The organism is Campylobacter sp. LH-2024 (assembly GCF_048270605.1).
GTDB classification, from domain to species: domain Bacteria; phylum Campylobacterota; class Campylobacteria; order Campylobacterales; family Campylobacteraceae; genus Campylobacter_D; species Campylobacter_D molothri.
Window position 1 is genome coordinate 808,633 of sequence record NZ_CP168139.1, and the last position, 20,491, is coordinate 829,123.

Annotated in this window: 17 protein-coding genes and 1 pseudogene; 16 read left to right on the forward strand and 2 right to left on the reverse strand. The window is 29.6% G+C overall.

Annotation, left to right across the window (positions count from 1 at the left end; translation table 11 throughout):
• Positions 1-155 precede the first annotated feature (155 nt).
• The 15 genes from murC (at position 156) to ACD570_RS04275 (ending at position 16,734) form a co-directional block, all read left to right on the forward strand.
• Complete coding sequence (gene murC / locus ACD570_RS04205; protein WP_337196331.1) at positions 156-1,451, forward strand: UDP-N-acetylmuramate--L-alanine ligase; 1,296 nt, start codon at positions 156-158, stop codon at positions 1,449-1,451.
• On the forward strand, positions 1,444-1,770 hold the full coding sequence (locus tag ACD570_RS04210; RefSeq protein WP_234284753.1) for a hypothetical protein: 327 nt from the start codon (positions 1,444-1,446) through the stop codon (positions 1,768-1,770). The genes murC and ACD570_RS04210 overlap by 8 nt, the downstream gene beginning before the upstream one ends.
• Positions 1,771-3,966 (forward strand): endonuclease MutS2, encoded by a 2,196-nt coding sequence (locus ACD570_RS04215; RefSeq protein WP_337202259.1) that lies wholly within the window; start codon positions 1,771-1,773, stop codon positions 3,964-3,966.
• Positions 3,967-3,975: 9 nt separating this feature from the next.
• Complete coding sequence (locus tag ACD570_RS04220) at positions 3,976-7,830, forward strand: restriction endonuclease subunit S (protein ID WP_417904149.1); 3,855 nt, start codon at positions 3,976-3,978, stop codon at positions 7,828-7,830.
• A 40-nt stretch (positions 7,831-7,870) separates the two neighbouring features.
• Positions 7,871-8,563, forward strand: coding sequence for an NAD-dependent deacetylase (locus ACD570_RS04225; RefSeq protein ID WP_337208498.1), 693 nt, complete (start codon positions 7,871-7,873; stop codon positions 8,561-8,563).
• On the forward strand, positions 8,563-9,162 hold the full coding sequence (locus ACD570_RS04230) for a LysE family transporter (protein ID WP_417904150.1): 600 nt from the start codon (positions 8,563-8,565) through the stop codon (positions 9,160-9,162). Before ACD570_RS04225 ends, ACD570_RS04230 begins: the two co-directional genes overlap by 1 nt.
• Positions 9,163-9,165: 3 nt before the next feature.
• Positions 9,166-10,263: a succinyl-diaminopimelate desuccinylase gene (gene dapE, locus ACD570_RS04235; protein WP_239819793.1), complete on the forward strand. Its 1,098-nt coding sequence runs from the start codon at positions 9,166-9,168 to the stop codon at positions 10,261-10,263.
• 9 nt (positions 10,264-10,272) lie between these two features.
• Positions 10,273-10,464 carry a sulfur carrier protein ThiS gene (gene thiS, locus ACD570_RS04240; RefSeq protein ID WP_137623392.1) on the forward strand — a complete coding sequence of 64 codons (192 nt, stop codon included), beginning with the start codon at positions 10,273-10,275 and terminating at the stop codon, positions 10,462-10,464.
• Positions 10,461-11,264: a thiamine biosynthesis protein ThiF gene (gene thiF / locus ACD570_RS04245; protein WP_337207327.1), complete on the forward strand. Its 804-nt coding sequence runs from the start codon at positions 10,461-10,463 to the stop codon at positions 11,262-11,264. Before thiS ends, thiF begins: the two co-directional genes overlap by 4 nt.
• Before the next feature lie 3 nt (positions 11,265-11,267).
• A complete protein-coding gene (locus ACD570_RS04250; RefSeq protein WP_337207325.1) occupies positions 11,268-12,029 on the forward strand; it encodes a thiazole synthase in 762 nt (253 codons plus the stop codon).
• A gap of 2 nt (positions 12,030-12,031) precedes the next feature.
• A complete protein-coding gene (gene thiH / locus ACD570_RS04255; RefSeq protein WP_337198739.1) occupies positions 12,032-13,177 on the forward strand; it encodes a 2-iminoacetate synthase ThiH in 1,146 nt (381 codons plus the stop codon).
• Positions 13,167-13,772: a thiamine phosphate synthase gene (locus tag ACD570_RS04260; protein WP_417904439.1), complete on the forward strand. Its 606-nt coding sequence runs from the start codon at positions 13,167-13,169 to the stop codon at positions 13,770-13,772. Before thiH ends, ACD570_RS04260 begins: the two co-directional genes overlap by 11 nt.
• Positions 13,747-14,643, forward strand: a complete 897-nt coding sequence (locus ACD570_RS04265) for an AraC family transcriptional regulator (protein WP_337198740.1) — start codon at positions 13,747-13,749, stop codon at positions 14,641-14,643. Before ACD570_RS04260 ends, ACD570_RS04265 begins: the two co-directional genes overlap by 26 nt.
• A gap of 70 nt (positions 14,644-14,713) precedes the next feature.
• The gene (locus ACD570_RS04270) at positions 14,714-15,562 is read left to right on the forward strand and encodes a YncE family protein (protein WP_417904151.1); all 849 of its coding nucleotides are present in this window, start codon (positions 14,714-14,716) and stop codon (positions 15,560-15,562) included.
• A gap of 8 nt (positions 15,563-15,570) precedes the next feature.
• Complete coding sequence (locus tag ACD570_RS04275; RefSeq protein WP_417904152.1) at positions 15,571-16,734, forward strand: MFS transporter; 1,164 nt, start codon at positions 15,571-15,573, stop codon at positions 16,732-16,734.
• Here ACD570_RS04275 and murG read toward each other — a convergent pair.
• Both murG and ftsW read right to left on the reverse strand, forming a co-directional pair.
• Positions 16,705-17,740 (reverse strand): annotated as a pseudogene (gene murG / locus ACD570_RS04280) (undecaprenyldiphospho-muramoylpentapeptide beta-N-acetylglucosaminyltransferase). The gene ACD570_RS04275 and the pseudogene murG sit on opposite strands and share 30 nt — an antisense overlap.
• On the reverse strand, positions 17,734-18,897 hold the full coding sequence (gene ftsW, locus ACD570_RS04285; RefSeq protein ID WP_239820736.1) for a putative lipid II flippase FtsW: 1,164 nt from the start codon (positions 18,895-18,897) through the stop codon (positions 17,734-17,736). The pseudogene murG and the gene ftsW overlap by 7 nt, the downstream one beginning before the upstream one ends.
• 137 nt (positions 18,898-19,034) lie before the next feature.
• On the opposite strand from ftsW, the gene ACD570_RS04290 reads away from it, so the two are divergent.
• Positions 19,035-20,474, forward strand: coding sequence for an acetyl-CoA carboxylase subunit A (locus tag ACD570_RS04290; protein ID WP_417904153.1), 1,440 nt, complete (start codon positions 19,035-19,037; stop codon positions 20,472-20,474).
• The last annotated feature ends 17 nt before the right edge of the window (positions 20,475-20,491 follow it).

Genomic DNA, 20,491 nt, shown 5'->3' on the forward strand with positions numbered 1-20,491 from the left:
TAGAAAATATCTCACAAGATTTGCTTAATCTGCTTCTTAAAAATTAAATTTTTATCAATTAATTTAACGTTTGAGTATAGCAAAATAGGGTTTTATATTTTCTTTTTAGTAAAAAAGTGTTAAAATTTAGGCTTTTTAAAATAAGGGCTTAAAATATGCAAAAAATTCATTTTATTGGTATAGGCGGTATAGGAATTTCTGCACTAGCGAGATTTTTAAAGGAAAAGGGTTGCGAGATTAGCGGGAGTGATCTTAAGGAAAGTAAGATTACTAAGAAGCTTGAAAAAGAGGGTGTTAAGATCTTTATTCCCCATCATCAAGATAATGTTTTAAATAAAGATTTAGTTATTTATTCAGCGGCTATAAAGGAAGAAAATCCTGAATTTAAATATGCTAAATCTTTAGGTATAAAATGTCTTTCAAGAAAAGAAGCTTTGCCGCTCATTTTGCAAGATAAGCGTGTTTTTGCGGTTGCTGGTGCGCACGGAAAGAGCACCACATCAAGTATTTTAGCTTCTTTATTTGACGATGCTTCAGTTATTATAGGTGCTATTTTAAAAGAATTTGGCTCTAATATGATTTATAAAGAAAGTGAAAATCTTATTTTTGAAGCAGATGAAAGTGACAGTTCTTTTTTAAATTCTAATCCTTATTTAGCTATTGTTACCAATGCTGAAGCGGAGCATTTGGATCATTATGAAAATAAAGTTTCAAAATTACATCAAGCTTATACACAATTTCTTGATATGGCAAAAATTCGTGTTATTAATGCAGAAGATGATTTTTTGAAAGATTTTAAAGCAGATGCTTTGCGTCTTTATCCTAGTAAAGATATTAAAAATTGCACCATGAAAATAGAAAATTTCAAACCTAAAATGAGTTTTGAGCTTAAAGATTTTGGAAGTTTTGATATTTTGGGTATGGGGTATCATTTAGCCATTGATGCTTCCTTGGCTATTTTAGCAGCTCTAAATTTTTTAGATATACAAACTATTAAAACTAGACTTAAAAATTATCAAGGTATTAAAAAAAGATTTGATATTTTATACGCAGATGAAAGTTTAGCTTTAATTGATGATTATGGTCATCATCCTACCGAGATCAAAGCGACTTTAAAAGCAGCCAAAGAGTATGCTAGGCTTAGTGGATATACTAAGATCACAGCTATTTTTGAGCCTCATCGTTATACGCGTTTGTTGGCAAATTTACAAGATTTTGTCTATGCTTTTGATGGGATTGATGAGCTTATCATTTTGCCAGTTTATGCCGCAGGAGAAGAAAAAATTGAAATTGATTTAAAAAAATACTTTCCAAATGCTTTATTTGTAGAAGATATAAAAAGAGAGGGTAAATTTTTGGTTAGCGATAAAGGAAGAGTTTTTGATAAAGGGCTTATTATAGGATTTGGAGCGGGGGATATCAGCAATAAATTAAGGCAAATGAATGATTAAATTTTTTTTATATTTTCTTATTTTTTTATTGTTTCTTTTTTTTATTTTTACTCTTAATAAAAAATCAAGCTTAAAGCTTAAATTGATTTATCTTTTTTTCTTTATATTTTTGATAGTTTTTGCAGTATGGTTTGAGCACAAAAATTTAAAACAAGATAGTAAAGTAGTATTTTTAATTGAAAAATTTAATCATGGTGAAAATATTGTTTGTAAAGAGGGAAATGTTTCGAATAAATTTTTTAATTACGAAAGTGGCACACAAAGTTTTGTTTCAAAAAAAGATAATTTAATTATTGATATAAGAAAATGTGAGTTATAAATGGAAGATATTGCTTTAAAGCTCGATTTAAAAGCTTATTTAGACGAATTTAGAGGTTTGTTTGCAAGAGAAAAAGATATATTTTTGCAAGGAGATTCTCATTTGCATTTTGAAAGAATTTGTGAACTTTCAAGGATGGAATTTAAACCTCCACTTTCTTTAAAAAAATTAGATTTTGCTTTAATGCATTTAAGCAAGCAAGGTGTTTTGCATTTATCAGAAATTTATGAATTTGTTAAGATTGTTCGTTATTTTGGATATTTAAAGAATTTAAAATTTGAAACACATTTAAAAACTTGGCTTGAAAAAATTGAATTTCCAAATGGCATTTTAGAACTTAGTGAAAAATTTGATGACAAGGGCGAATTAAAAGAAAATTTAGATGAAAGATTAATCAATTTAAATATAGCTTTTAAAATGAAAAATGAAGCCATACAAGCTGAATTTAAAAAATATTGCTATAGTAAATCCTTAACCCCTTATCTTATAGATACACAAATACATCTTGTAAATAATTTGGAATCTTTACTCGTAAGAGGTGGATTTAATCATGCCATAAAAGCAAAGATTGTAGGAAGAAGCACTGGAGGGGGATTTTATATCGTCCCTGAAAGTGTTGAAAAATTGCAAAATGATTTAGATAATTTGCAAAACCAAAAAGAAGAAATTTATTATGAATATGCTAAAAATTTTTCTATTTTTTTAACTAAAAATTTATTGTTTTTAAAATTTATTAATAATGCTTTTGATTTGTTTGATCATTATAGTGCTAGAGTTTTGATGGCCAAAAAGAAAGATTATGAATTTATCTTATGTGCAAATTCAGATGAAATTGTTTTAAAAGATTTTGCACATCCGGCTTTAAAAAATCCTAAAAGTGTTTCTCTTGAATTTAAAAAACAAGTTTTAATTATTACCGGAGTTAATGCCGGTGGAAAATCGATGCTTTTAAAAAGTATTTTAAGCGCTTGTTTTTTGGCTAAACATCTTTTACCAATGCATATAAAAGCTGATGAAAGTAAAATAGGGACTTTTAAAGAATTTGATGCTATTATCGAAGATCCGCAGAATGTAAAAAATGATATTTCTACTTTTGCTGGAAGAATGCTTCATTTTTCCAAGCTTTTTACAAAGAAAAATTTACTTTTAGGCATAGATGAAATAGAGCTTGGAACAGATTTTGAGGAAGCGGCTTGCTTGTATAGTACTTTGATCTCTCATTTGATCTCTAATAAACTAAAAATCATTATCACCACACACCATAAACGCCTTGCTATGCTTTTAGCTGAAAATGAACAAGTTGAATTAATAGCGGCTTTATATGATGAGGAATTTTCAAGACCAAAATACGAGTTTTTAAAAGGCACCATAGGAAAATCTTATGCTTTTGAAACAGCTTTGCGTTATCAAATTCCACCAAATTTAGTTAAAAAAGCTAAAGAGCTTTATGGAGAAGATAAGCAAAATTTAGAAGAAATGGTGAGTAAAAACATCAATCTTGAGCTTGATTTAAAGTTAAAATTAGATGAGGTAGATAAAAAAGAGCAAAAAATTGATGAAATTTTACTTTCTTTAAAAGATCAAAAAGAAAAAAATGAAAGTCAATTTCGTCAAAAATTAAGGGATTTAGAGCTTAAATTTTATCAAGCCATAGAAGAAGCTAAAAAAACTATACGTTTAAAAGACACCAAAGAAAAACAAAGAAGTTTAAATAAGGCTAATGAGCTTAAGAAAAATATCATTTTGCCAAGTATGGAGCAAAATGAAGAATTAAGAGTTGGAGATTTTGTAAAATATGAAAAAATAAAAGGTAAAATCGTAGGAATTTCTAAAAATGATGCTTTAGTGGAAAGCGAAGGGATAAAACTTCGTGTGCCTCTAAAACTTCTTAAAAAAAGTGGTTCCATCCCTAAACCTAGCCCAAAAACAAGTATAAATATCACAAAGCCTAGTAATTTGGGTGTGAGTTTGGATTTGCATGGGCTTAGAAGTGATGAAGCGATTTCAAGACTCGATAAATTCATTTCAGATGCTTTGATAGCGGGTTTTGATGAGGTGATTGTTTATCATGGTATAGGCACAGGAAAACTTGCTTTTGCTGTAAGAGAGTTTTTAAAAACTCACAAAAGCGTAAAAAGCTTTAGTGATGCACCGATTAATCAAGGTGGCTTTGGTGCTAAGGTTGTCAGATTATAAGGATGGGATGTGATTACGAAAGATAATTTAAAAAATGTTTTAGAAAGTTTAAATTTTACAAATCAAAAAGATGGAAAATATGAAAAAATAATTAGCAAATATAAACTTTCCATAGATCTTGCAAATAAAGAAATCATTTATCCTAAAGAAATTAAAATTCACGATAAAACAACTTCTAATTTTTCCCATCCTGAAAATTTTGTAGTGTTTGAGTGTGTGCACAGACTTTTAGAAAAAGGCTATAAAGCAGAACATTTAGAATTAGAGCCAAGATGGAATCTTGGGCGTGATGCAAAAGGTGGCAAAGCTGATATTTTGATAAAAGATAACGAAAACAATCCTTATTTAATTATTGAATGTAAAACTACTGATTTAAAAAATGGCGAATTTGCAAAAGAATGGGTTAGAATGCAAGAATACGGCGGACAACTTTTTTCTTATCTTCAGCAGGAAAAAGGTGTAAAATATCTTTGCCTTTACACAAGTGATTATGATAATGAGCTAATCTATAAAAACTATATCATACAAACTTTTGACAATGAAGAATACTTGCAAGAAAAAGAATTAGAAAAATCTTACAAAAACGCTAATAACAATATCGAGCTTTTTACAGTTTGGAAAGAAAGTTATGAGTTACAGTATTTTGAACAAGGTATTTTTGAGAGCAATATCAATGCTTATAAAATTTTAGAGACAATTCCAACTTTTGACAATCTCAAAGAGCTAAAAGAAGAAGGAAAATACCACGAATTTGCTAAAATTTTACGTAAGCATAATATTTCAGGAAAAGAAAATGCTTTTGATAAGCTTGTAAATATTTTTCTTTGCAAGATTTATGATGAAAGTTTTAATAAAGACAATCTTAAATTTGGCTATTTTGGAGTGATGGCTGATACTTATGCTAGCATGCAAGATAGATTAATGTGGCTTTATAAAGAAGCTATGAGAGAATTTTTAGGTGAAAAAATTACTTTTGTGTCTAATGAAGACATAGAAAAAGATTTTAAACGTTTAAAGATAAAATCTTTAAAAGAAGTAATGCAAAATTATATTAAAGAGTTGAAATTCTATTCTAATAATGATTTTGCATTTTTAGAGGTGCATAATAAAGAGTTGTTCTTAAAAAATGCGTTAGTATTAAAAGAAGTAGTCGAACTTTTTTCAAGCTATAAACTCACTCAAAATTCCACCAATCAATTTTTGGGAAATCTTTTTGAACTTTTCTTGCAAAAAGGGATGAAGCAAGATGAAGGGCAATTTTTTACACCTATTCAAATTTGCGAATTTATCGTGTATTCTTTGCCACTTGAAACCTTAGTTAAGCAAAATTCTAAGCCCTTAAAAGTGATCGATTATGCTTGTGGTGCGGGGCATTTTTTAAACACCTATGCCAACGAGCTTAAACGATATTTAAAAGAAGAGGAGCTTAAGGAGCATTATAAAAATATTTATGGTATTGAAAAAGAATATCGCTTGAGTAAAGTTTCAAAAGTTTCAAGTGCTATGTATGGACAAAATGAAATCAATATTTTATACGCTGACGCTCTTGCGTCTTTTGAATTAGCAAATACAAACAATCTCGAAGGAGAAAAAGCAAAGCCTCAAATAGAATCAAGTAGTTTTGATTTACTCATTGCCAATCCTCCTTATGCAGTAAAAGGCTTTTTAGAAACCTTGAGTAAAAAATCTAAAAAGAGCTATAAACTTTTTAATGATGATATAAACATAGAAACAAACAATGCTATTGAATGCTTTTTTATAGAAAGAGCAAATCAAATTTTAAAAGACAATGCAAAAGCTGCCATCATTTTGCCAAGTTCTATTTTAAATAAGGATTCTATTTATAAACATACAAGAGAAATTTTATTTCAAAATTTTAATTTTATTGCTATTGTGGAGCTTGGAAGTCAAACATTTGGAGCAACCGGAACCAATACAATCATTTTATTTTTAAGCAAAAAAGAAACTTTCAAACAAGAAAACGAATCAATTTCTCAAGATTATAGCTTAATCAAGGATCGCATAGAAGCTGAAAATTTAAAAGATAATGAAAATTTTGATCAAAATTATTTAAACGCGTATTGTGATTTTAGAAAATTTAACAAAGAACTTTACGAGAATTTTTTAAATGGCAAATTAGATTCTAATCTTGCAGAGTTAGAAAGCTTTAAAGATTATCACAATGCTTTTAAGCAAACAAGTGATTATAAAAAACTTAAAGAATCCAAAGCTTACAAAGAGAGTAAAAACAAACAAGATTTAGAGCATAAAGCCTTTTTAGCTTATGCTCAAAAAATAGAAAAAGATAAATTGCTTTATTTTGCTCTAAGCCTTAATCAAGAAGTTTTAATCATAAAAGCACCCAATGATATAAAAGAACAAAAGAAATTTTTAGGATATGAGTGGAGCAATCGCAAAGGAGATGAGGGATTAAAAGAGCTAAATCAACCTTATCTTAGCCCACTTTTTGAAAGAGCTAACCCACAAAATGAATCCAAACTCAATACTTTAATTTGCAAATCTTTTTTAAATACACTCGGCAACATCCCAGAAGAATTACAAGACTACGCTACCAAAGCAAGACTTGTCGATATGATAGACTTTGAAAAGGTGGAATTTAATAAGGCTATAAGTTTAAATGTAAAATCAAAAGATGAGTTAAATCCTTTTAAGAATTCTAAGTTTGAGTTGGTGAGATTAGGGGAAGTGTGTGAGATATCCAATGGTTATCCATTTAAAAGCAATGATTTTATTGAAAATGGAATTCCTATAATTAGAATTTCAGATATCAATAACAATGAAGTTACAATATTAAAATCGGTAAAAATTAAAGAAAATCAGGCATTTAAAAACTTGATTGTAAATAAAGGTGATTTTCTTATAGCAATGTCAGGCGCAACAACTGGCAAAACTGGCGTTTATATTAATGAAGAAGTTGCATACTTAAATCAAAGAGTTGGAAATATAAAAATCAAATCAACAAAAATTATCCCAAACTATAGAAATATAATTTTACAATCTTTAAAAGATTTAATTTTATATAAAGCTTATGGTTCAGCACAACCTAATATTTCCAAACCAATGTTAGAAGATTTAAAAATTCCGCTTCCGCCGCTTAAAATTCAAAAACAAATCGTAGAAGAGTGTGAAAAAATAGAAGAGCAATATAATAATATAAAAACAAGTATAAAAGAATATCAAAACTTAATTAAAGCTGTATTGCAAAAATGCGGTATTGTGAGCAAAAGTTATAAGGAGGATGAGTTAAATTCTATTTTAACTAAAATTAATAATTTATGTAAAATAAATTTAGACAATGAATTTTTAGCAGAATTTAATAAAACAATAAAAGAATATAATTTATCAAATTCAATTTTTAAATTAAGCATTGGAAAAAGAATTTTAAATAATGAATTGCTTGAGAATGGAGAAATTCCTGTTTATAGTGCAAATGTATTAGAAATTTTTGGATTTGTTAATAAAGAAATTTTAAAAGATTATGACAGCGATTCTGTTTTATGGGGTATAGATGGAGATTGGATGGTAAATTTTATGCCAAAAAACAAAAAATTCTATCCAACGGATCATTGCGGAGTATTAAGAGCTGATGATACAAAAATAAATACTAAATATATAAGCTATATTTTAGGCGAGGCTGGTAAAAAACAAGGGTTTTCAAGGAATCTTAGAGCTTCGATAGATAGGATAAAAGCATTAAGAATTGCCGTTCCTTCTTTGGAATTTCAAAACCAAATAGTGAGTATAATTGACAAGGTTGAGAAATTAATCAATAAAAACAAGATAAAACTTGATAAAATAGAAAAAGAAAAAGAAAAAATCTTGCAAAAATATTTATTTTCTTAAAGTATTTTGTGCTAGACTTTAAAAAATTCAAGGTTTAGCAATGAAAAACATTATGATATTAAGTGGAGCAGGGTTATCTGCTCCAAGCGGACTTAAAACCTTTAGAGACAATGACGGACTTTGGGAAGAATACGATGTGATGGAGGTTTGCTCTGCAACAGCTTTTAGGAAAAATCCTAAAAAAGTGCTTGATTTTTACGATGAAAGAAGAGAGCAGCTTAAAAATGTAGAGCCAAATCACGCCCATAAAAAAATAGCAGAACTTAAGCAAAAATGGGGTAAAAATCTTTTTGTGATCACGCAAAATGTCGATGATTTGCTTGAGCGTGCAGCGTGTAAAGATGTGATCCATTTGCATGGCTTTTTACCTGAACTTCGTTGCTTAAAATGTGGTGAAATTTTTAGCATCAGCTATGAAAAAATGACCGGTAAAATTTGCCCTAAATGCAAAAGTGAAAATTTAAGACACAATATAGTCATGTTTGAAGAAGCAGCGCCTATGTATGCCACTCTTTATTCTTTGCTTGAACAAACTTCGCTTTTTATCAGTATAGGCACAAGCGGAGCAGTTTTGCCAGTGGGGCAATACGCTAGCATGTGTGAAAAAAGTATTTTAAATATTTATGATAAAGATGATAATTTAGAAAAATATTTTGATAAAATTTATATTGAAGATGTTGTAGGTGCGATTGATAAAATTGCATTAGATATTGAAGAATTTATGGAGAGTTAATGTTTGATTCTTTGTTGAATGGATTGATTTTAGGATTTGGCGTTAGTGTTCCTTTTGGGCCAGTTAATATTTTGATCTTAACCTATGCTTTAAGATCTTTTAAAAATTCATTAGCGGTAGGCTTTGGGGCTTTTAGTGTCGATATGCTTTATCTTTTTTTATTGCAATTTGGGCTTTTGGGCTTTTTAAACAATGATATTTTTAAATATATCTTGGCTATTTTTGGCTTTTGTTTTTTAAGCTATATGGCTTTTTTGATGGTTAGAAAAAAAAGCGAAGCTTTAGATGTGCAAAATCAAGATTTTAAAGAAAGTCTTTTAAAAAGTTATATTAAAGGATGCTTTTTAAATGGAACCAATCCTTTTGTTATAGGATTTTGGTTAAGTACAGCTGGGGTGATCGTCGCAGATGGGCATCCTTATATTATGACTGTTGGGCTTGTTATTTCCATCATAGCTTGGGTCTTTGCCTTGTCTTTTTTTGTGGCTAGATATAAACATTTCTTTGGCGCAAAGGTTATTAAGATTGTAAATATAGTTTCAGCTTTGATTATAGAATATTTTGCTCTTAGTCTATTGTATAAAACTTTTATAGGATAAAAAATGAATGCTAAAGAACTTTTAATTGAGCTTTTAAAATTTAAATCCATCACGCCAAAAGATGATGGGATTTTAAATTTTATCGCCTTAGAACTTAGCGATTTTGAAGCTTTTTTTGTGGAAAAAGAGGGTGTAAAAAATTTATTATTGACAAAAAAATTTCAAGATGAAGGTGATCATTTAGCGTTTTGCGGTCATGTAGATGTTGTGCCTACGGGTGAGGGTTGGCAAAGTGATCCTTTTAAACCTGTAGAAAAAGAAGGGTTTATTTATGCAAGGGGTGCTCAAGATATGAAAAGCGGTGTGGCTGCTTTTATCCATGCGGCTAAAAATGCGAATTTTAAAGGTTCTAGACTTTCTTTAATGCTAACAAGTGATGAAGAAGGAGAAGCAAAATATGGCACTTTAGAGCTTCTTAAATTCATGCAAGAAGAAAATATCTTGCCTGATTTTGCTATAGTAGGTGAGCCAACTTGCGACAAACATTTAGGGGATAGTATTAAAATAGGACGTAGAGGTTCTATCAATGGAAAAATTCTCATACGTGGAAAACAAGGACATGTTGCGTATCCTGAAAAATGTATCAATCCCATTCATGATTTTTCTCATGCTTTGAAATTTTTAGCAGGTTTTGATCTTGATCCTGGTAGTGCGGATTTTACTCCTTCTAAGATAGTCATTACTGATATTAGGGGAGGACTTGAGGTGTGCAATGTGACCCCAAATGATCTAAAATTGATGTTTAATGTTAGAAATTCTCCAGATACGACTTTAGATGATGTGAAAAATTATATCGATAAAATTTGTCATGGTTTAAATTATGAATTAGAAATCAAACAAAGTTCAAAACCTTTCTTAACTCATCATGATAATAAAGTGGTACAAAAATTAAACGAAAGCATTCAAAAGATCACGCAACGCGTTCCGAGTTTCAATACCAAAGGCGGCACAAGTGATGCAAGATTTTTAGCAGAATTTGGTATAAGTGTATGCGAATTTGGAGTATGCAACGATAGAATTCATGCTATTGATGAAAGAGTAAGTGTAGAAGATTTTGAAAAACTTTGTGAAATTTATAAAGATTTTATAGAAAATTTTTAGAGGTTAGTAATGATTATCAATGGTGAAAAACTTGATTTAAAAGAATTAAGATTGATGGATTTTTTAAAAGAAAAGGGTTATAAAATCGAACTTATTGCCTTAGAATTAAATGGAGAAATTATCCCAAAGGATCGTTTTGAAAATTTGATTTTAAAAGAAAATGATAAGGCTGAAATTGTAAGTTTTGTAGGGGGTGGTTGATGAAAATAAAATTCAATGGTAAAGAGCTTGAAACTTCTTTTAAAAGCACTTTGGAATTTTTTAAAAGTGTGAGTGAAAATGAAAATGATGTTTGGATAGTCAATGGTTTTGCGACAAAAGAAGATCTAAATTTAAATGAAAATGATGAGCTTTTTTGCATACAAAAAAATACTTTGCCTCCAAAAGATGCGCTTGATGCGATGATGAGAGCAAGACATACTCCAAAACTTCATGATAAATTAAAAAATGCAAGCGTTGCGGTGTGTGGCTTAGGAGGTCTTGGCTCTCACATAGCTATCATGTTAGCAAGAAGTGGAATAGGGGCTTTAAAACTCATCGATTTTGATGTAGTAGAGCCTAGCAATCTTAACCGCCAAGCTTATCGCGTGTGTGATTTGGGTAAATTTAAAACCGAGGCTTTAAAAGAGCAAATCAAAGAAATCAATCCTTACACACAAATTGAAATCGAAACTTTAAAGATAGATGAGCAAAATTTAGCCCATTTATTTGAGGGTGTAAATATCGTTTGTGAAGCCTTTGATACGCCTTTGGCAAAAGCTATGATCGCGCAAAATTTTCATAAATTTTATCCTGATACAACTTTAATCTGTGCTTCAGGGCTGGCAGGTTATGGCGATAGCAATAGCATACAAACGAGAAAAATTGCAAAAAATTTTTATGTTTGTGGGGATTTGGTCAATGCAGCACAAGTTGGAAATGGACTGATGGCACCACGGGTTAATATTTGTGCAGGACATCAAGCTAATTTGGTTTTAGAACTTTTAGCTAGCAAGGAGTAAAAAATGGATGATAAATTAAAAATTGGAAAATATGAATTTAACTCACGTTTTATTTTAGGATCGGGTAAATTTTCACTTGAGTTGATCAAATCAGCCATCGAAGAAGCAGGGGCGCAGATCATCACTCTTGCTTTACGTCGTGCCTATACAGGAGAGGTTGAAAATATCTTAGATTATATTCCAAAAAATATCACTCTTTTGCCTAACACCTCAGGGGCAAGAAATGCTCAAGAAGCTTTACGTATAGCAAGGCTTTCAAGGGAGCTTGGGTGTGGAGAGCTTATAAAGATCGAGGTGATTAGTGATAGTAAATATTTATTGCCGGATAATTACGAAACAATCAAAGCTTGCGAGCTTTTAGCAAAAGATGGTTTTACGCCCCTGCCTTATATGTATGCTGATCTTTATGTAGCTAGAGCGATGAGAGATGCTGGAGCTGCGGCTATTATGCCTTTGGCTGCACCCATAGGAAGCAATAAAGGCTTGTGCGCTAAAGAATTTATACAAATTTTACTCAATGAAATTGATCTTCCTATTATCGTAGATGCAGGTATTGGTAGCCCATCTCAAGCTTGCGAGGCAATGCAAATGGGAGTGAGTGCTGTTATGGCAAATACAGCCATAGCTGAAGCAAAAAATATCGCTTTAATGGCTAAAGCTTTTTCTTTGGCGATAAAAGCGGGAAGAGAAGGTTATTTAGCTGGTTTAGCAAGTGTGAGCGATGCTAAGGCAAGTTCTCCTTTAACAGGATTTTTAAGGGATTGATCATGCAAGATTTTATGCAATATTTGCCTCACATGCAAGAAATAAAAAGTGATATTTTAGATAAAGTTTTGTTTGAAATTCAAGATTATGATGAGGCTAAATTTAGCTCTAAAGATGTTGAAAAAGCTTTAAATTCTACGCATTTAAGCATAGAAAATTTAAAAGCTTTGCTTTCAAGTGCGGCTGAAGAATTTATCGAAGAATTAGCTTTTAAGTCATCAAAAACAAAAATAAAATATTTTGGAAATTCTATATCGCTTTTTACTCCGCTTTATTTGTCAAATTATTGTAATTCTAAGTGTGTGTATTGTGGTTTTCAAAAGGGTAATAAAATCGCAAGAGCAAAGCTTAATGAAGATGAAATTCATCAAGAGATGAAAGCGATTGCAAAAACAGGTTTGCAAGAAATTTTGATGTTAACAGGCGAAGGAAGAGAATTTGCAAATGTAGAATACATTGCAAAAGCTTGTGCTATTGCAAAAGAGTATTTTAAAGTTATAGGGGTTGAAATTTATCCTATGAATGAGGATGAATATAAAATTTTGCATGAAAATGGTTGTGATTATGTGACAATTTTTCAAGAAACTTACAATCCTTTAAAATATTCTAAAATTCATCTTGGTGGTGAAAAGCGTATTTTCCCTTATCGTTTTAATGCTCAAGAAAGAGCTTTAAAGGCAGGTATGAGAGGAGTTGCTTTTGCTGCACTTTTGGGTATAGATGATTTTAGAAAAGATGCTTTAGCTACGGCTTTACACGCGTATTTTTTACAGCAAAAATATCCACATGCTGAGATTTCTCTTTCTGTGCCACGCTTAAGACCTATTATCAATAATGCCAAAATTCATCCTAAAGATGTGAGTGAAAAACGTCTTTTGCAAGTGCTTTGTGCATATAGACTTTTTTTACCTTTCGCAGGTATTACTATATCAAGCCGTGAAAGAATAGGTTTTAGGGACGAGGTGATTAAGCTTGGAGCAACTAAAATGAGTGCAGGAGTTAGCGTAGGAATTGGTGAGCATAGCGGTGAGAAAAAAGGCGATGATCAGTTTGAAATTTCGGATGAAAGGAGTGTTGAAGAAATTTTAACTATGCTTAAAAATGCAAATTTGCAAGCTGTAATGAGTGATAGTATCTATGTGGGATAAAAAGATAATTGCTATAAGTGATAGAAAAATCGTTGAGGGTGATTTTTTAAAGCAAGTTGAAAGAATTGCTAAATCAGGCATAGATGCTTTTGTGCTTAGGGAAAAGGATTTGAGTGAATTTGAGTATTATGATTTAGCTAAAGAGGTTTTGCAAATTTGTTCCAAACAAAAACTTACTTGTATTTTGCATTTTTTTGATAGACAATGTTTAAAATTAAATCATAAATATTTTCATGCTCCACTTGATTTATTAAGACAAGAACCTAGATTAGCTCGATATTTTCATTTATTTGGAACTTCTATTCACAGTAAAGAAGAACTTTTAGAGGCTATGAATTATAAGGTCAATTATGCTTTTGTTGGACATATTTTTGAAAGTTCTTGCAAGAAAGATTTAAAGCCCAAAGGAGTTGAATTTTTAAGTTCTTTGCTTGCTTTTAGCAAAATTCCACTTTATGCTATAGGCGGAATCAATTTGGAGAATATCGAAAAGCTTAAAAATTTAGATATAGCTGGAGTTTGCATGAGAGAAGCTTTAATGAATGGAAAAAAATTGAAAGTTTATTTAAATGAATGCAGACAAAAATGCGAGTAAACATATAATTTTACCTGAGGATCTTAGAAAATTAAAAAATATTGATTATAAGAATTTTCAGTTTTGTACTTTTGCAAGATATATTCAAAAAGATTCTTTTCATTCTAATTATATTAATTTGCAAAAACACCTCTTAACCTTTGTTAAAAAAGGCTATAAAATTTTACATACTTCTAAAAAAGATTATAGAATTAATTCTTATGAAGTTTTATTTTTAAAATCAGGAAATTATACTTTAAGTAATATAGGATTAAAAGATGGAATTTATGAAGCGTATTTATTTTTTTTTGATAATGCTTTTTTAATAGAGCTTATCTATAAATATAAGCATTTATTGAATTTTAATTATTCTTGCTCAGATAATGAAATTTTTTGGATTAGAAATGATAAAATTTTACAAGGAATTTTAGATAGTTTCAATCCATATTTTGAAGAAAATACACAAATTTTAGATCCTATTATTAATTTAAAATTTGAAGAGATTTTTTTGCATTTGCTTTTAAATAAAAATTCAAATTTTATTACTTTTTTAGCCGAAATTTTAAAAGAATTTCGTTTAGATTTATCTCAGCTTTTTGAATATTGTGAAAAAGAATTTTTAAATGTTCAAGAAATGGCAGATTTTGCTAAACTTGATTTAGCAAGTTTCTCTAGAGAATTTAAAAAATGTTTTAAAATCAGTCCAAAAAAATGGTTAGATGAAAAACGCTTACAAAAGGCTAAATTTTTACTTGAGTTTTCTAAAAAAAATATCAATGAAATAGCAATTGAATGTTCTTTTTCTTCTATATCTTGGTTTATAGAAAGATTTAAAAAAACTTACAAAATTACCCCTAAACAATATCAAAAATCAAAAAACTTATATTTTTAATCAAAAAACTTATACATTTTATTTTTTAAAAAATATATAATTTTATTAATTTTTTAAAAAGGAGATAAAAATGAAAAAATATATTTTAAGTCTAGCTTTATTAGCAACTTGTGCTTTAGCTGGTGAGTTAAAATATCAAGAAATCGATGGATTTTTAAGTCCTGAAAGTGTTTTTGTGGATAAAAACGCTATGTATGTTTCCAATGTCGGTAAAAAACTTGAGCCTTTAGCTAAAGATCATGATGGTTTTATTTCTAAACTTGATAAAAATGGAAAAATTTTAGAATATAAATTTTTAAATGACTTAGATGCTCCAAAAGGCATGATGGAAATTGGTAATATTCTTTATGTTGTAGATATTGATACTTTAAAAGGTTTTGATTTATCTAATAAAAAAGAAGTTTTTAATTTGCCTATAAAAGGAGCGATTTTTCTTAATGATATAGAAAAACTCAATGATAAAACGCTTTTAATCAGCGATACAGGAACAGGTATTGTCCATAAAGTTGATTTAAAAACAAAAAAATATGATGAATTGTTAAAATTAGATCTTAAAGAATATGGTGGGCCAAATGGTTTGTTTTTACACCAAAACCTTCTTTATATAGCCGGATACGATCCTAGTGGAGTTAGTGGAGGAGTGGTTTTAAGTTATGATCTTAAAAATAAGAAAATTCAAGTGATCAGAAGCGAAAAAGAACCTTATGATGGCATAGTTTTAAAAAATAATATTTTATATGTAAGTTCTTGGGGAAAAGATTTAAAAGGTGTGATTTATGCTTTAAATTTAAAAAATAAAAGTGTTAAAAAACTTGATCTTCCTTTTATGAAAGGACCAGCGGATATATTTTTAGATAAAAATAATTTATGGATTCCTAAGATGGCAGAGGGTAAAATACTTAAGGTTGAACTTAAGTAAAGGTAATTATGACTTCTTTTAAAAAAATTTTTTGGCTTAATATTTTTATTGTTATTATTATAGCTTTTAATCTTAGAGCCCCTATCACAACGATAGGGCCAATGGTTGATATTATAAAAAAAGAGTTTGATTTAAATTCTACTTTGATAGGAATTTTAACCAGTTTGCCTTTGATGGCTTTTGGAAGTATTTCTTTTATTGTGGGGTATTTTTCTGTTATCCGTGCAGTTATTGTAGGAATTTTTTTGATATTTATTGGCGAACTTTTGCGTTCTTATTTTGGAGTTTATGGTTTATTTATAGGGATGCTTGCTATAGGTTGTGGTATAGCAATTGCTAATGTAGTTTTGCCAAGTTTTATTAAGGAAAAATTTCCTAAACAAATGTCTAGCGTTATGGGTTTGTATAGTTTTATTTTAAGTGTTTCTTCTATAGTGGGCATAGCTTTAGCCACACCTTTACTTCATATATTCAATTTATCTTTAGCTATGGTATTTTGGGCTATTTTTGCTTTTATAGCCTTAGTGATTTATTTTCCTCAAGCCAAAAATGGAAGACTTTTTAGAGCTAAAAAACCTTCTTCTAAGCAAGTGAATATTTTTAAACATCCTACAACATGGAAAATTACTCTTTTTATGGGATTTCAAAGCTTTTTGGCGTATTCTTTATTTTTTTGGTATGTTCAAATAGTAACCGAAAAAGGTTTTAGCAAAGATTTTGCAACCAATACGCTTTTATTTGGACAATTGATCGCTATGCCAGTTTCACTTTTTGGCCCTTTGCTTTTGGGTAAAATTAAAAAAGAATATCATACAAGCTATATTGCGATTTTGTGCGCCATGTATGCTATATCTTTTGGGATTTTACTTATTTTTAATAATGAATTTATGATTATTTTAGGTGCTTTTATTATGGGCTTTCCTTGGGGCGGGGTTTTTGGTATAGTTTTACTTTTTATTGCCCAAAAAAGTCATAATGCACAAATAGCAGCAAGACTTTCAGCCTTTGCTCAAGGTTTTGGGTATTTAATTGCTGCACAAGGTCAGTGGATTATAGGACTTTTACATGATCAATTTGGAAATTTTTCAAGTGCTATTGTAATACTTTTTGCAATCGGAATTATAGTAAATATCGTTGGATATTTATCCTATAAAAGTCAAGTTATCAAATAAGTTTAAGTATTTTTTTAAGTAAAATATCTGATCCATTTTTTTGAATAATATCTTGCAAACCTTTGGAAATATTTTCTAAATTTATATTTAAAATAGTTTTAAAAATTTCATCTATATTGGCATTATCTTGTGTAAAAATTTTACATAAATTTTGATTTTGTAAAAATTTAGCGTTAAAGTATTGATGATTTTTGACTGCATAAGGATAAGGAATAAAAATAGCAGGTAAAGAATTAGCACAAAGTTCAAAAAGCGTACTTGCGCCAGCTCTTGATATAGCTAAATCTGCTTTATGCATCTTTTGTTCTAAATTCGGACTAAAGTCAAATATATCAGCTTTGATATTTAAAGTTTTATAAATTTGTTTGTACTTTTGTAAATCATTTTTTCCACATTGATGAATAATATGGATATTTTTTTCATTTAAATTAGGTGCTAATTGTATGGCTAATTCATTGATAAAACTAGCTCCTTGAGATCCTCCTAGAAAAATAATATTTTTTAATTCTTTACGAATTCTTGCATGATTAAAAAATTTATCTGCTACAGGATAAGGTGTAAAATCTTCCTCAAAAGCACTAAAAAATTTTTTAGAAAAAGGTTTTAAAAGTTTATTTAAGGAACCACTTTTTGAATTTTGTTCATGTATAAATAAAGGTATGCCAGAAAACAAAGCTCCAAAAGATGCAGGAGCTGCACTGTATCCTCCTACGCTAATGACAGCTTTTACTTTATAGGTTTTAAAAATTTTTTTACATTTTTTAGAAAGTTTTAGGATATGTAAAAAAGAATTGATTTTGTTAAATTTACTTTGATTGATAACTCCCTTAGAGCTTAGAAAGAATTTATTCTTAAAGCGCGTTTCTTTTTCAAACCACGTTTTATCTTGCCCATTTTCACTGCCTATATAAATACAAGCTATATTCTTTCGTTGTGCACTTTCTAATAAGCATCTTACTATGGCTAAATGTCCACCCGTGCCACCTCCAGTTAAAACAATCATAATTTAACCTTTTTAGAAATCATCAATACATATCCAATACCTATACAAATTGCCCACATGGAACTTCCACCATAGCTTAAAAGTGGAACTGCAACACCTTTAAGAGGAGTAAGAGAAATAATACCAAAAGCGTTCATAAAAAATGAAAAAAGTAAAAGTAAAGCGATACCAGAACAAAAAATAAAGTGTTCTTTTTTGTCACAACGTCCAGCTATTCTAAAAATTCTTAAAATCATCCAAAGATAAATAAAACAGATAATCCCAAGTCCAAAAAGTCCGATTTCTTCTGTGATACCAGAGAGAATAAAGTCGGTATGGACTTCGCTTAAAAAACCTAATTTAAAAGTTCCAAGCCCTAAACCCTCTCCAAATATTCCCCCATGAGCTATAGCATTTAAAGAGTGTGAGATTTGATAAGGTTCCGTATTGGTACTTACTCGTAAAGCATTTGCCATCCAATCAGGAAGCATTGGCAAAAACGCATCTTGTATATTTCCCCACCAAGATGCAATTCTTTGAATACGCCTTTGATTACTAAAAATAACCATTATTCCAACCATCATAATGATTAAAGTTCCAAAAGCAAAAAGTCTTTTGCTAGCTCCTGCAAAAAAGGCTAAAGCTAAAATCAAAAAGAAAGAAATAACACTCTGTCCTAAATCATTTTGTGTAATATAAATATATCCTATCACTATAGTTGCAACAATACAGTAAGGTAAAAGAATTAAAACTTCATGTTTAATTGCTTTTTTACTATCATCAATACGTCTTGTATAACTCCAAGCTAAAAAATAAATAAGACCTATTTTAAAAAATTCAACCGGAGATATAGAAAGTGGACCTAAGCGAATCCATCTTTTAGCACCTCCACTAGCTGTTGCCAAGGCCGAAGGTAAAAAAGGTAAGATTGTGATAAAAATAAAAGAAATAATAAGAATAGCAAGAATAATTCTTTCAGAATTTTTTTTATCTGGATCAAGTCTTGAGATAAAAAACATGATTAAAATTCCACTCACTCCAAAAAAAAGTTGGCGAGTAAAAAAATGAAATTCATTATAATTGAAAAAAAGTACAGTAAAAACTGTTAGTGAGTATGAAAAAACTATTCCTATAGTAATTAATATACAACTTAAATAAAATAATTTCTTATCAGCAACCATTTTGATTTTTACTTTTCTTCTTGGAAATAAAATTTATAAAGTTTTATTATAACTAAAATAATTAATTTTTTTGCTAAGTTTTTATAAGGATATTTTGATAGAATTGCTTTTAGTATTATTATTTTTAAAGGCAAACTATGGTGCAAATTCATAAAATTCTTATAGCAAATCGTGCTGAAATAGCCGTTAGAATTATTCGAGCTTGTAGGGATTTGCATATTAAAAGTGTTGCAATTTATACCGAGCCTGATTGTGAGTGTTTGCATGTAAAAATTGCTGATGAAGCTTATCAAATTGGTAAAGATGCTATAAGGGGTTATTTAGACATTGAAAGAATTATAGAGGTTGCTAAAGCTTGTGGTGCTGATGCTATTCATCCTGGCTATGGATTTTTAAGTGAAAATTACGAATTTGCTAGAGCTTGCGAAGAATCAAATATTATTTTTATAGGCCCAAAATCTGAAATAATCCATAAAATGGGTAATAAAAATATTGCGCGTAAATTGATGGCACAAAATGGAATTCCTATTGTCCCAGGTACTGAGAAATTAAATTCTTACAGTATAGATGAAATTAAAATTATTGCAGAAAAAATTGGCTACCCTGTAATTTTAAAAGCTTCAGGTGGCGGAGGAGGGCGAGGAATTCGCGTTGTTTATAAGCAAGAAGAGCTTGAAAATGCTTTTGATTCTTGTAAAAGGGAAGCATTAGCTTATTTTAAAAATGATGAAGTATTTATGGAAAAATTTGTTATAAATCCTCGTCATATAGAATTTCAAATTTTAGGTGATAATTATGGTAATATAATACATCTTTGTGAAAGAGATTGTTCTATACAAAGAAGACATCAAAAAATTATTGAAATTGCACCTTGTCCTAGTATTTCTGACAATCTTAGAAAAACTATGGGGGTAACTGCTATTGCAGCAGCTAAAGCAGTAGGCTATACCAATGCAGGGACGATAGAATTTTTACTTGATGATTATAACCGTTTTTATTTTATGGAAATGAATACAAGAATTCAAGTTGAGCATCCTGTTACAGAAGAAATTACAGGGGTTGATCTTATCGTACATCAAATTCGTATAGCTGCTGGAGAAATTTTAGATATAGAGCAAAGTGATATTAAACCTAGAGGATTTGCCATAGAGGCTAGAATTACGGCTGAAAATGTGTGGAAAAATTTTACTCCAAGCGTAGGTAAAATCAATGAATATTATCCAGCACTAGGTCCTTCTGTAAGAGTAGATAGCCATATTTATAAGGATTATACAATACCGCCTTATTATGATTCCATGCTTGCTAAATTGATTGTTAGGGCAACAAGCTATGATTTAGCAGTTAATAAACTTGAAAGAGCTTTGAAAGAATTTACTTTAGATATTAGGACAACAATACCATTTTTAATTGCGATTACTAAAATAAAAGAATTTAGAAGAGGTTATTTTGATACTTCTTTTATAGAAACTCATTTGCAAGAGTTATTAGAAAAAACACAAGATTATCATCATGAAAACAAAGAAGAGATAGTGGCTGTTATTGCAGCGACACTTGAAAAAATTAAAAGAGGAAAATAAATGGATTTTTTAGATAG